This window comes from Micromonospora sp. NBC_01412, assembly GCF_045040215.1.
GTDB lineage: Bacteria > Actinomycetota > Actinomycetes > Mycobacteriales > Micromonosporaceae > Micromonospora > Micromonospora rubida.
The window spans coordinates 8,094,531-8,106,527 of the sequence record NZ_CP109528.1 but is presented as its reverse complement, the minus strand read 5'-3'; the positions used below and the strand labels follow the sequence as shown (position 1 = coordinate 8,106,527).

Sequence of the window (11,997 nt, the reverse complement as noted above, 5' to 3'; positions counted from 1 at the left end):
CAGAAACCGCCGACTCGTGGGGGGCCTTCTCGCGTCGGGCGAGCTGCGCGGCTACGACGCCGCCGGGTCTGCGGTGGTGGCGATGCCCGGATTACTGGCCGCCGCCTCTGCGCCCGCCGAGTACGGACGTACGATCCGCAGCGCCACCAGCGAAACCAGCCCGCCCAACAGGAGGTCGAAGGGCAAGGTCAGTATCGCCCCGAGCACGGTCGTCAGCCAGAACTCGACGGCCACCAGACCGGGCAGCAGAGCGAACAGCAGCGGCACACCGCCGCCGACCGCCAGCGCCGTCCGGGGCACGGAGAACCGGTGGCGGTGCAGCTGCACCACGGCGTAGACCAGGGCAGCCACCGCGAAGGCGTGCGAGGCCACCGCACCCCCGTACGCCTGTGCCGCCGGCGCCCCGGCGTCCATGTACAGCTCGGCTTGCGTGATGACCACGAACCGGCCATAGAAGAACAGCGGTAAACCGATGATCATCACGGGGAAGAGCAGCAACACATTGGCTTCCTCCAGCTCAGGAGTCAGCCAGCGCATTCCGAGGGCAAGGCGGTTGAGCAACGTCGAGGCGCGAGACGCTTGGGCCATGAGGCGGGGGGTTTCCCTTCTGGGGGCGGTGCCGCTGCCGGCAGAGCAAGACATGGCGATTGGCCGCCGAAGCCAGGCAGACCGGGCGCGGTCGGTCAGGCTACGCGGCGCGGGTTGGCGTTGACCGGTGGTCGCCGGGCGGCACCGCGCGCCCAGCTCACCATCCCGGCGACGCCGAGCGCCCACCGCTGGTCGATGCCGCTGGGAGCGTGCGGCATCCCGTACACCACGGCGTCGGCCATCATCTGGCACGACTCCATGCCCTGCGTGGTGCAGGGCTCGCGGCCGTCGCGGATCGGGTGGGCGTCGGTGATGCCGGCGATCCACTGTGCGCAGGCCAGCGCGCCGGCGGCGAACCGGTCGGACCGGTCGGCCGCGAACCGGGCCGCCGTGGCGTTGAGCACGGCCGCGAAGTCGGCCGCCGGTACGCGCAGCCGATCAACGGGCATCCGCCGGTAGAGCGCATCCATGCCCACCAGGCTCGCACGCGGGGGTGACACTGCGCCACCGACCGTCCACAGCGCCGCGCGCTGCTCGCCCCGGTCAGCCGTCCCAGGTGATCCGGCCGCCGTCGACCGAGACGGTCCCGCCCACGCTGATGTCCATCGTGGTGGCGGTCGCTGTCCACGACCTCGGCTCGACGACGTCGAGGGTGTACGAGTAGTCGGCGCGAGCCTGGCCGGGCGCGATGGTGTGGACGGTCACCGCCCCGTCGTCGGCCTGGCGTAGCTCTACCCGGGGGTATCGGACTTACTCGTCTAGGTGAGCGTGACGTCCCAGGCGGTGTTCCCGGCGGGAGTCGCCGTGACCGGTGCGGACTCCACCGGGTTGTTGGGGGCGAAGGGGGAGGTGAAGTTGTGGGTGACCGCCGGGCTGGTCCAGGTGCCGCCCCGGGCGTCCCGGCGCTTGATCTTCCACCTGAAGCTGACCGAGTACCTGGCGAGCCAGGAGCCGGGAGTCATGGCCACCCGGCCCGACCATCCCGGGTGGTCGTTGAACTCGATGCTGTTGCTCCCGACGGCGATCGCCTCCGGCGCCTCGTCGTACTCCGGTTGGTAGGGACCGTCCTGCGCCCAGGCGCTGGGACGCTGTTCCTTCTTCTCGAAGTCCCCGTCGTCCTCCACGCGCTCGTAGTAGACGAAGCTGTCCTTGACCTGCTGCTTGAAGTCGTAGATCGCGGTCACGCTACGGGGCAGGTTCTCCGGCGCGTGCAGGGTGGCGACCTGGAAGAAGCCGATGTCCTGCTTCTCGTCCAGTCGCTGCGTGGCCGGACCCTCGTACTCGGAGGTGAAGGTCAGCCGCAGGCTGTTGAGGTTCGCCTCCGGCAGGTCCGGCTGGTCCTTCTTCCTGGTGCTGGAACGGGTGCTGCGACCCCCGCCACCCGGGTACGGCTCGCTGCGACTGCTCGACGTCGCCGTGTCCCCCACATCCGCCTTCGGCGTCCGCTGCACCGGGGTCTGCGCCCCCGGCAGGGTCAGCGGGGGCAACTCGATGGTGTCCTGTGCCAGCTGCGGTGCGGGGTCGGTGGCGAGGGCGCGAGCGGCGTTCGCCTCGGCCTCCCGCTCGAACCGGTCACCCGGGTCGCTGATCCGCAGCCCGGCCCCGTTGTCGGTGCCGGCCACCGGCCCCAACCGCTGCTGGATCACATGGGTCAACTCGTGTGCCAGGGTGTGCCGGTCCGTGCCCCCGTCACCGAGGACCACGTGACTGCCGGAGGTGTACGCCCGCGCCCCGATCCCGGCCGCCGACGCCCGGGCCGCCGAGTCGTCGTGGATCCGCACGTCGGAGAAGTCCGACCCCAGCCGGGCCTCCATGTCGCCCCGGGTCGCGTCGTCCAACGGCCGCCCGCCGGAGCCGAGCACCGAGGCGACCGACCGCTGCACCTGCTCGGTCGGCGGGTGTCCACAGTCCGCGCCGTGCTCGTGCCGGTCCTGCTCGACCATCCCCGCCGCCGCGCGGTTGCCCACCGTCCGCTGTAGGGCGATGACCTCCCGCGGGCTGCGCCCGGGACCGGCCCGCCCCGGTACGACGGCGTCGGCCCACCGGCCGGCGGCCGGGCCCGGCCGGGCCGGCGCCTGGCGCTCCTGGGGACTCGATGTCAGGTCGGACCGGTGATGACGCACGTCCGGGCACCTCCTCGACCGCAGGTCGGCATCGACGGCCATCGTAGGACCGGTTCGGACGGTCGGTCGAGGGTCGTCCGGCCAGGAGCGCGGCCACTGCCCCTGTGGTGCGCGAGTCTGCCCCTGCGCGGTCCGTAGGGACCTTCCCGCCGGCTGCCCGGCCGAGCAGGCTGGCCAGCGTCCGCCGACCTGGCAGAGGAGCTTGCATGCCGACGTACCTGTCCCCAGGCGTGTACGTGGAGGAGGTGCAGAGCGGTTCGCGTCCCATCGAGGGCGTCGGCACCGCGGTCACCGCCTTCCTGGGATTCGCCGAGAAGGGGCCCTTCCACACGCCGACCCTGGTCACCAACTGGAGCCAGTACGTCCAGCTCTTCGGGGGGATGATCGAGGGCGCCTACCTGGCGCACGCGGTGTACGGGTACTTCGCCAACGGCGGCGGCGTCTGCTACGTCGTCCGGATCGGCGACCCGTCGGCCGGCCGCAAGAGCGGCGGCCGGGGCGCGCAGAAGTCGCTGCCGGCCGGTGAGCCGTCGGCGCTCGGCACGTTCCGGGTGGCCGCCCTGCCGGCCGCCGGTGGCGAGGTCACCGTGGAGGTCGCCGACGTCGAGGGCGAGGGGGCCGGCGAGGACCGGTTCCGGCTGATCGTCCACTCCGACGGCAAGCCGGTCGAGGAGTACGACGGTTCCTTCCGGCGCAACAAGACCTCCGTGGTCAACCAGGTCCGCGAGCGGTCCAAGCTGATCACCATGGAGGAGACCACCCCGGCCAACTCCCTGGCCCGGCCGGCCAACCAGACGGTCACCCTGGCCCCGTCCGCAGCACCCGCCGACGCCCTGCCGGCGACCCTGTCGGCCGACGAGTTCGTCGGGGACGTCGACTCCCGCACCGGCCTGGCCGGGCTGGAGGCCATCGACGAGATCACCATGGTCGCCGCGCCGGACCTGATGGGGGCGTACCAGCAGGGGGTCGTCGACCTGGAGGCGGTCAAGGCCGCCCAGCTGGCCCTGATCTCGCACTGCGAGCAGATGGGTGACCGGATGGTCCTGCTCGACCCGCCGCCGGAGCTGACCGCCCAGCAGGTGCGCGGCTGGCGGCAGGACGAGGCCGGGTACGACTCCCGGTACGCGGCCCTCTACTACCCCTGGGTGAAGGTCTTCGACCCGAGCACCGGACGGGCGGTGTTCATGCCGCCCAGCGGCCACCTGGCCGGCCTCTGGTCCCGCAACGACACCGAGCGGGGGGTGCACAAGGCGCCCGCCAACGAGGTGGTCCGGGGCGTCGTCGACCTGCAGAACAACGTCACCAAGGGGGAGCAGGACCTGCTGAACCCGATCGGGGTCAACTGCATCCGGGCCTTCCCCGGGCGCGGCGTCCGGGTCTGGGGCGCGCGGACCCTCTCCTCGGACCCGGCCTGGCGCTACATCAACGTCCGGCGGCTGTTCAACTACGTCGAGGAGTCCATCCTGCTCGGCACGCAGTGGGTCGTGTTCGAGCCGAACGACCAGCGCCTGTGGGGCACCATCCGGCGCAACATCGCCGCCTTCCTCACCGAGGAGTGGCGGCGGGGCGCCCTGTTCGGGGCGACTGCGGCCGAGGCCTTCTACGTCAAGTGCGACCACGAGACCAACCCCCCGGAGGTGATCGACCGGGGTCAGGTGGTGTGCGAGATCGGCATCTGCCCGGTCAAGCCCGCCGAGTTCGTCGTCTTCCGCCTGGCGCAGTTCTCCGACAGCACCAGCCTGGTCAGCGACTGACCGGGCCGGGCCCCGCGTACGACGACCGGACCGACCATGACGAAAGGCGGCCACGATGGCCAGTGGTGACACCCTGATCGTGCACAGCTTCCAGGTGGAGCTGGGCGGCATCCAGGTGGAGCTGGTGCAGGAGGTCAGCGGCCTGACCGTCGAGCTGGACTCGATCGAGGTCAAGTCGGTGACCCCCACCGGCGAGCTGATCATCCGCAAGATCCCCGGGGCCCGGAAGGCCGGCGAGGTGACCATCACCCGGGGGCTCGACCAGAGCAGCGCCTTCACCGACTGGATCAAGGAGACGTTCCTCAAGGGCGCGGTGGAGGCGGCCCGGCAGAACATCAGCATCATCCTCAACAACGCCGACAAGTCCGAGACCCGGCGCTTCGACCTGACCAACGCGTGGGTGAGCAAGTGGGAGGGGCCGGGGCTCAAGGCCGGCGACCCGACGGCGGCGACCGAGAAGGTCACCGTCGTGTACGAGGAGATCAGCGCGCAATGAGACGCCGTGGCGTCTCGGCCGGGGGCCTAGACACCCTCGTCGACCCGGCCGACGGGCCGCGGGAGCCCGCCGCGCCGGTGGTCGCGCCACCCGCGCCCGTCCGGCTCCAGATGGAGTTCACCTTCCAACTACCGCGGGGGTACGTCGACGAGGACGGCACCGTGCACCGGGACGGCAGCATGCGGCTCGCCACCGCCCGGGACGAGCTGGCGCCACTGGTCGACCTGCGGGTCAAGCAGAACCCGGCGTACCTGTCGATCGTCCTGCTCAGCCTGGTGGTCACCCGGCTGGGCACGATCACCCAGGTACGCGCGGAGGTCGTCGAGCGGCTCTTCGCCTCCGACCTGGCCTTCCTCCAGGACCTGTACCGGCGGATCAACGCCGAGGGGCACACCCTCGCCGAGGTCACCTGTCCCTCCTGCGAGTCGGTGTTCGAGGTGGACCTGGCGGGTGGTCGCCCGGGGGAATCGTGACGTACGGGGCCGACCGGCTCCACGAGGAGGTTTCGTACGTCGCCTACCACTTCCACTGGCCGCGCGCCGAGATCCTCGATCTCACCCACGCCGAGCGGGCCCGGTACGTGGGTGAGATCGCCCGCATCAACACCAGGATGAACGGAGGTCAGTGAGGCACGATGGGGCTACGTGACAGGATGCGGCGGCTGGCCGCCGACACCCGCGCCCGGGTGGCCGGCCCCACCGTCGTCCGCCCGTCGCCCGGCCCTGAACCGACGCCGGCCGCCACCGCACCGGCATCGGCGGCCCCGGGTCGGACGCCCGACGCCGGGCCGGCGGGGCCCGCCGATCCCGCCTGGTGGAGCCTGCCGCCAATCCAACGGGCCCTGACCCCCGCGCCGGTGCTGGTCACCGACCTGTTCCGGTTCGCCGACCGGCTGCGCACCTTCCAGGACCCCACCCTGCGTACGCCGCTCGACCACCTGGTCAGCGACCAGGCGCCCCTCGGGGTGGCCCGTGACCTGGCCCGCCCACGTCCGGTCCGCCCGGAGGCCGACCGGGGGCCGATCCCACACCTGCCGGCCGTCCAGCGCCGCGTCCCCGACCGCCCCGCCACCGGTCCGGCGGCGGAAACCGGGCGCCCGCCCGCAGAGCCGGCGGGAACCGACCGTCCGGCCGCCGCTGGGACCGCCCCGGTGGTCCACCGCTCCGCGCCCGGACAACCGCCGTCTGCCCTCCCCGGGCCGACCCCGACCCGGCCCGCCGGCGGCGGGCCGACCCGGTGGGGGAGACCGCCGGGGATCGCCGCCCCTGCGGCCCGGGTCAGGCCGCTGGTGACCGCGCCCCGACCCGCCCCGACCCGCCGACTGACCGGCACCCCGCGCGCGGACGCTCCCTCGGCCCCACCGCTGACCATGGTCCAGCGGGCCTTCCGGACCCCGTCCACCCAGCCCACCGGCGGAGTCACCGCGCCCTCCCCGACGGGCACCTCGGACCCGGCTGTCGTCCCGCCCTCCACCCGACCCGTCACCCCGACCGGCGGCCGGGCCCGCACCGTCCCGGCCGCCCCCACCCGCCGATCCACCGAGGCCACGCCGCGCACCGGCGATGCCCCAGCCCTCGGTCCGCCAGGTGACACCCCGCCGCCCGGGGAGTCCGGTGGGGCCGGCTCCGCACCGGACTCCCCGGGGGCTCTGCGGGTCGGTCCGCGCGCCGACCCCGCGCCGGCACGGAGCGACCCGCCCCCGGTCCGCCGCACCACCCGGCCGGGTCTCGGTGATCCGCTCCCCGCGCTTCCCGGGACCGCCCGGATCACCGCGTCCGGTCGCCGGGCCGCTCCCGCGCCGACTGCCGGGGGCGGTGCGCGGGCGGGCGGGGACGGGCCGGTCGGTCCACCCCCGACGGTGCAGCGGGCACCGACGGGACGGGAACCGGACGGGGCGACCCCCACCCGGACGGCGGCCACCCGAACGGTCGGCACCCCCACCCCCGCGCCCGCGACCGGCCCGGCATCGCCGGCCGGAGCGGGCCGCACCGCCCCGTCCGTCGTCCGGAACTCCCCGATCCCACCCGAGCCGGGCACCCCGGACGGCGACACCTCCCCGGCGCGCCGCCCCGCCGCCCCGCAGGCCGATGCGTCCCCGACACCCCACCGACCGGTCCGTGCCGGCCTGGGACCGCCGCTGCCGGCCGACGCGCCGCCGCCCGTGGTAAACCCGGGGCCACCGGTCGGCCCCGGCACGACAGGCTCGCGGGCGGACGCCCCCCGGGCCGGTGCACTGCCGGCCGTCACATCGCCGCTCCTCCGGGCCGGCCGGTCCCCGGACCCCACTCCGGCCGCCGAGCAAGCGGCCCGGCAACCGTCAACCGCGCCACCGGCCGTCGCCCGCGCCCCGGCCGGCCCGTCGGGGGAACGGCCGTCGCCGGTCGCCCCAGGTGGGGGCCCGCACCGTGCCGCGTCCGTCCCGCCACGCGTGCAGGTCCGCCCCTCGACGGGTGGGCCGTCGACGGGTGGGCGGAGCACCACCGGGGAGCCGACCGGGCCGGTGGTCCAACGGCTCCGGTGGCGGACCCCCGGTACGCCCGGCACCGCGCCCGGTCCCGGGACGACGGTCGCTCCCCGCCGGGCCGACGCGACCCCGACGCCCCACCTTCCGGGTGACACCACCGCCTCCGGTGGCACCGGCCCGGAGCCACCCGCCCGCTCCGGCGCCGGGCCCGCCCCCGCCGGAGACACGGCCGTCGCCGGGGCGGGCCCGGCCACCCGGGACGGTTCCGGCTCCGCTGTCACCCCCGGGACGTCCGCCGCCCGTGAGCCCGTGCCCATGCTGGTCCAGCGGCGGGTCCCGCTGCTGGCCGAGCGCCAGCTCACCCTGCTCACCGACGTGCCACCCGCCCCGACCGATCCGGCTCCGGCAGCCGACGCCCGGCCCACGGTGCCGGTGACCTGGCGGACCCGCGGCGACGGAGCCCCGGAGGCGCCCCCCGGTGGACGGCCTGCCACCGCGGGGACGTACCCCGGCCGCCCGGCGGCCGTCCAACGGGCTACCGGGATCGTTGCGCCGGACGGACGCAGGCACGCACCAGCCGGCGCGGGGAGGCCCCACACGCCCGCCACCGACCAGCCCCCCGACGGCCCGTCCCACCGCAACCGGGACGGGCCGGCCGGGGCGCGTCCGGGCAACGGTCCGAGCCCGCTCCTCCCCGGGGTCACCGGTCCAGCCCGGAGTGCCCCGCCGACCGGGTCGCCCCGGCCCGCCGCCGCTCATGGCGCATCGCTGCGGGAGGCCACCGGGGGCGTACCGATGCCGGCGCTGCGGACGGCGGCGCCGGTCACGGCCGGCGGGCCCGGGGCCACCACCGGGCCGGCGCCGGCACAACCGGTCGCGTCGGTCCAGCGGGCGACGACCCGGCCGGCGGCCCAGACCACCGCCGCCCGGCCGGCGACCACCGGGCCGACGCGGAGCGCCGCCGGGCCGACCGCCGGGACCGTTCAGCGGCGCAGCACCGTCGAGCCGGCCGGCCCGGACCGGGAGCCGGACGTGGAGGCCGTGCTGCGGGGCCTCGACCGGCGGCACCTGGACGCACTGGCCCACCGGCTGGTCGAGCCGATCAGCCGGCTGGTCCGGGCCGACCTGCGGGCCAGCCGGGAGCGGTCCGGCCGGTGGCGGGACGGCCCACGGTGAGCCCGCCCAGCGGCCGGCCGACCGCACCGGCAGCACAGCCAGCGCACGGGCCGCACGGGTCGGACCGCACGAACCAGCAGGAGAGGGGAGACGGGAATGGCCGGTGGCGACCCCGGGACGAGCGTCCACTTCCGGCTCCAGGTCGACGGCATCGACCTGGGCGACTGGAACAGCTGTGCCGGCCTCGGCTGCGAAGTGGAGCTGGAGCAGTACCAGGAGGGCGGCAACAACGAGTTCGTCTGGCAGCTCCCGTCGCGGTTGCGGTACACGAACGTCACCCTGACCCGCCCGCTGACCCGGGACACCGCCAAGGTCTCCAGCTACCTCGCCCAACTGCCCAGCGGGGTGCGCCGAGGGACCGCGCAGATCGCGGCGCTCCGGCCCGACCTGGCGCTGCTGGTGCAGTGGGGGCTGGCGGACGTGGTCCTGGTGCGGTGGTCGGGACCGTCCTTCGACCCGAACCGCTCCGAGGTGGCCAGCGAGAGCATCGAGCTGGCGTACCACGGCTTCCTGGAGGTCGGCTGATGCGGTCGCGGGCCGGCAAGGTGGCGGCGCACCTCCAGCGGTACCAGCCGCCCACGTCCGGCGGGAGCCAGCCCGGCGGGACCCTCGGCGGGCCGATCGCCTTCATGTTCAACCCGCAGCAGCTCGCCCTGACCAAGTCGGCGAACTGGATCCCGCACGTCGTACGCGGCGCGGCGGACGTCGGCGTCGCCGAGTTCAGCGGGTCCGGGCCCCGGACGCTGAGCCTGGAGATCTTCCTCGACGCCACGGACACCCACTCCCGCAGCGTCCAGGAACGGGTCGACGCCCTGCTCACCTGCTGCGTGCCGACGAAGGCGAGCATCGCGGCGAAGGCGCCGTCCCCGCCGTGGGTGAAGTTCGCCTGGGGGCAGTTCCAGACCGTCTCCTTCTACTCGTACGTCAGCCAGATCAACGCCACGTACAGCCTGTTCGACCCGGACGGCACCCCGCTGCGGGCCACCTGCTCGCTGACGCTCAACGAGGTCAGCGGCGCCACCCCCGGGCAGAACCCGACGTCGGGCAGCCGCACCGCTCGCCGGGTGCACCGGCTGGTGGCCGGGGACTCCCTGGAGCTGCTGGCCCACCGCGAGTACGGGGACCCGACCGCGTGGCGGGTCATCGCGGAGGCCAACGACATCGACGACCCGGTCCGGTTGCGGACGGGCCGCCAACTGCTGCTGCCCGCCCCCGACGAACTGCGCACCCAGGAGGGGCCCCATGTCCAGCGGTGACCACACCAACAACCTGGTCGTCGGCCTGCCCGGGCCGCTGCCCCGGGCCTGGGCCGACCGGCTGGTCTCGGCAGTCGTGGAGGACAGCACCAACCTGGCCGCGACGGCCACCCTGCGCTTCCGGGACCAGCAGAGCCGGTTCCTGCGCGACAACGGGGTCACCATCGGCACCGACCTGACCGTCCGGGTCCGCACCGGCCACGACGCCGCCCCGCTGCCGCTGTTCAGCGGCGAGGTGGTGACCCTGGAGTCGGAGTACGACGGCGTCGGCACCTTCACCACCATCCGGGCCCTGGACCTGTCCCACCGGCTGATGCGGGGTCAGCGGGTCCGCAGCTTCGTCAACCGCAAGGCCTCCGACGTCGCCCGGGAGGTCGCCGCCGCCGCCGGGATCCCGGTCGGCCGGATCGACCCCACCCCGACCGTGTACGAGACGGTCACCCAGCCGAACGTCAACGACTGGGAGTTCCTCAAGATGCTGGCGGTCGACAACGACGCCGAGGTGGTGGTCGTCGACGGCAGGTTCGAGTTCCGGCGGTCGGTGCGGGCCGCCGCCGCCCCGGGCGCCGGGGTCACCGCCGAGCAGAGCCCGTTCGTCGTCGAGATGAACGAGAACCTGCTGTCGGTGCGCTCCACCGTGACCTCGGTCGGCCAGGTGGCCGGGGTCACCGTGCGCGGGTGGGACGTCCGGGCCAAGCGGCCGGTCCGTACCGAGGTCACCACCGACGCCAGCGACGAGGTGCAGATCGGCACCACCCCGGGGAAGGTGTCCCGGCCCTTCGGCACGGCCCGGCTCTGCGTGGCGGACGTGCCGTACCGGACGGCGGCCGAGACCCGGGCGGTCGCCGGCGCGGTGGCCGCCGACGTGACGGCGGCGTTCGCGGAGCTGGAGGTCGGCATCCGGGGCAACCCCCGGCTGCGGGCCGGGGTGCCGCTGTCGTTGCAGCGGGTGGGCAGCCCGTTCGAGGGGAAGTACACGACCACCGCCAGCCGGCACGTCTTCGGCCCCGCCCAGTTCTACGAGACGTGGCTGACGGTCAGCGGCCGGCAGGACCGGTCGACGTGGGGCCTGGCCACGGCCGCCGCCGCGCCGGCCCGGGCGATGCGGGTGCCGGGGCTCGCCGTCGGGATCGTCACCAACACCAAGGCCGACGTGGACCGCCGCCATCCCGAGCGGGTGGGCCAGGGCTGGGTGCGGCTGCGGTTCCCCTGGCTGACCGACGCCCCGGACTACGAGACCGACTGGGTGCGGACGGTGCAGCTCGGCGGGGTCGGCGGGGGCGGGGTGTTCTGCCCGGAGGTCAACGACGAGGTGCTGGTCGGCTTCGAGCAGGGCCTGCTGGACCGCCCGTACGTCATCGGCGGGCTCTACAACGGGGTGGACAAGCCATCCCCGCACGACGGCGCGCTGGTGGACGCCTCGTCCGGGCGGGTGAACCGGCGCTCGTTCGCGTCCCGCAGCGGGGACCGGATCGAGTTCCTGGAGTCCCAGCTCCCCGCCGGGCCCCGGGGGATCCGGCTGTGCACGTCCCGGGACCGGCTCACCGTGCACCTCGACGAGCGGCGTACGGCGGTGGTCATCCACAGCGACGGCAGCGTCGAGATCGAGGCCCGCCAGCAGGTCACGGTGAAGGGGCGCGGGATCACCCTCGACGCCGGAACCGGTGAGCTGACCCTCAGGGGCCGGTCGGTGACCGTCGACGGCGGCACCCAGGTCGACATCCAGGCACCACTCGTCAAGCTCAACTGACCGGAGGAACGCCACATGCCACCGGCCGCGCGCATCGGTGACCAGATCAGCCACCTCGCCACCGGGCTCACCCCCGGGCCGCCCACCGGGACGATCGGCCCACCCGGCGGGCGGGCCCTGCCACCCGGTACGCCCAGCGCCCCGCTGCTCGGGGTCTCCAGCGTGCTCATCGCCGGGAAGCCCGCCGCCGTGGTCGGCACCGTCTGCGTCTGCGACAAGCCGCCGCAGCACGCCGTGCTCCTGCTGACCAACCGGATCGTGCCGGCCGTGCCGCCGCCGCTGCGCCGGGTGCTGATCGGCGGGCACCAGGCCGCGCGCCGGGGCGACGCCACCACCTGCAAGGCCGTGGTGAGCACCGGCGCGCCGACCGTGCTGATCGGCGGGTGAGGA

13 protein-coding genes are annotated in these 11,997 nt (G+C 74.6%); 9 read left to right on the top strand and 4 right to left on the bottom strand.

Annotated features, from left to right (window positions below; genetic code table 11):
* Positions 1-51: 51 nt before the first annotated feature.
* The 4 genes from OG617_RS34755 to OG617_RS34740 all read right to left on the bottom strand — a co-directional run bounded on the left by OG617_RS34755 (position 52) and on the right by OG617_RS34740 (position 2,711).
* Positions 52-561 carry a hypothetical protein gene (locus tag OG617_RS34755; RefSeq protein WP_405097540.1) on the bottom strand — a complete coding sequence of 170 codons (510 nt, stop codon included), beginning with the start codon at positions 559-561 and terminating at the stop codon, positions 52-54.
* Positions 562-683: 122 nt separating this feature from the next.
* A complete protein-coding gene (locus tag OG617_RS34750; RefSeq protein ID WP_405097538.1) occupies positions 684-1,058 on the bottom strand; it encodes a hypothetical protein in 375 nt (124 codons plus the stop codon).
* Positions 1,059-1,131: 73 nt separating this feature from the next.
* A complete protein-coding gene (locus OG617_RS34745) occupies positions 1,132-1,293 on the bottom strand; it encodes a hypothetical protein (protein ID WP_405097536.1) in 162 nt (53 codons plus the stop codon).
* Positions 1,294-1,346: 53 nt separating this feature from the next.
* Positions 1,347-2,711 carry a DUF4157 domain-containing protein gene (locus OG617_RS34740; RefSeq protein ID WP_405097534.1) on the bottom strand — a complete coding sequence of 455 codons (1,365 nt, stop codon included), beginning with the start codon at positions 2,709-2,711 and terminating at the stop codon, positions 1,347-1,349.
* 206 nt (positions 2,712-2,917) lie between these two features.
* Here OG617_RS34740 and OG617_RS34735 point away from each other — a divergent pair, with 206 nt between their 5' ends.
* The 9 genes from OG617_RS34735 (at position 2,918) to OG617_RS34695 (ending at position 11,994) form a co-directional block, all read left to right on the top strand.
* Entirely contained in the window at positions 2,918-4,465 is a 1,548-nt protein-coding gene (locus OG617_RS34735; protein WP_405097532.1) for a phage tail sheath family protein, read from the top strand.
* A gap of 55 nt (positions 4,466-4,520) precedes the next feature.
* On the top strand, positions 4,521-4,961 hold the full coding sequence (locus OG617_RS34730; protein WP_350888746.1) for a phage tail protein: 441 nt from the start codon (positions 4,521-4,523) through the stop codon (positions 4,959-4,961).
* On the top strand, positions 4,958-5,434 hold the full coding sequence (locus OG617_RS34725) for a hypothetical protein (RefSeq protein WP_405097530.1): 477 nt from the start codon (positions 4,958-4,960) through the stop codon (positions 5,432-5,434). The genes OG617_RS34730 and OG617_RS34725 overlap by 4 nt, the downstream gene beginning before the upstream one ends.
* Positions 5,431-5,589 (top strand): DUF6760 family protein, encoded by a 159-nt coding sequence (locus OG617_RS34720; protein WP_350888745.1) that lies wholly within the window; start codon positions 5,431-5,433, stop codon positions 5,587-5,589. Before OG617_RS34725 ends, OG617_RS34720 begins: the two co-directional genes overlap by 4 nt.
* A 6-nt stretch (positions 5,590-5,595) precedes the next feature.
* Positions 5,596-8,601: a hypothetical protein gene (locus tag OG617_RS34715; RefSeq protein WP_405097528.1), complete on the top strand. Its 3,006-nt coding sequence runs from the start codon at positions 5,596-5,598 to the stop codon at positions 8,599-8,601.
* A 96-nt stretch (positions 8,602-8,697) separates the two neighbouring features.
* Entirely contained in the window at positions 8,698-9,126 is a 429-nt protein-coding gene (locus tag OG617_RS34710) for a phage tail protein (RefSeq protein WP_405097526.1), read from the top strand.
* A complete protein-coding gene (locus OG617_RS34705; RefSeq protein WP_405097524.1) occupies positions 9,126-9,857 on the top strand; it encodes a peptidase M23 in 732 nt (243 codons plus the stop codon). Before OG617_RS34710 ends, OG617_RS34705 begins: the two co-directional genes overlap by 1 nt.
* Positions 9,844-11,607, top strand: a complete 1,764-nt coding sequence (locus OG617_RS34700; RefSeq protein WP_405097522.1) for a VgrG-related protein — start codon at positions 9,844-9,846, stop codon at positions 11,605-11,607. Before OG617_RS34705 ends, OG617_RS34700 begins: the two co-directional genes overlap by 14 nt.
* Positions 11,608-11,622: 15 nt before the next feature.
* Complete coding sequence (locus OG617_RS34695; protein WP_350889787.1) at positions 11,623-11,994, top strand: PAAR domain-containing protein; 372 nt, start codon at positions 11,623-11,625, stop codon at positions 11,992-11,994.
* Positions 11,995-11,997: the final 3 nt, after the last annotated feature.

Excerpts from the sequence above, each read along its gene's own strand:
- OG617_RS34715 (WP_405097528.1), top strand. The coding sequence starts at position 5,596 with ATGGGGCTACGTGACAGGATGCGGCGGCTGGCCGCCGACACCCGCGCC.
- OG617_RS34730 (WP_350888746.1), top strand. The coding sequence starts at position 4,521 with ATGGCCAGTGGTGACACCCTGATCGTGCACAGCTTCCAGGTGGAGCTG.
- OG617_RS34710 (WP_405097526.1), top strand. The coding sequence starts at position 8,698 with ATGGCCGGTGGCGACCCCGGGACGAGCGTCCACTTCCGGCTCCAGGTC.
- OG617_RS34705 (WP_405097524.1), top strand. The coding sequence starts at position 9,126 with ATGCGGTCGCGGGCCGGCAAGGTGGCGGCGCACCTCCAGCGGTACCAG.
- OG617_RS34735 (WP_405097532.1), top strand. The coding sequence starts at position 2,918 with ATGCCGACGTACCTGTCCCCAGGCGTGTACGTGGAGGAGGTGCAGAGC.
- OG617_RS34750 (WP_405097538.1), bottom strand. The coding sequence starts at position 1,058 with ATGGATGCGCTCTACCGGCGGATGCCCGTTGATCGGCTGCGCGTACCG.
- OG617_RS34725 (WP_405097530.1), top strand. The coding sequence starts at position 4,958 with ATGAGACGCCGTGGCGTCTCGGCCGGGGGCCTAGACACCCTCGTCGAC.
- OG617_RS34700 (WP_405097522.1), top strand. The coding sequence starts at position 9,844 with ATGTCCAGCGGTGACCACACCAACAACCTGGTCGTCGGCCTGCCCGGG.
- OG617_RS34695 (WP_350889787.1), top strand. The coding sequence starts at position 11,623 with ATGCCACCGGCCGCGCGCATCGGTGACCAGATCAGCCACCTCGCCACC.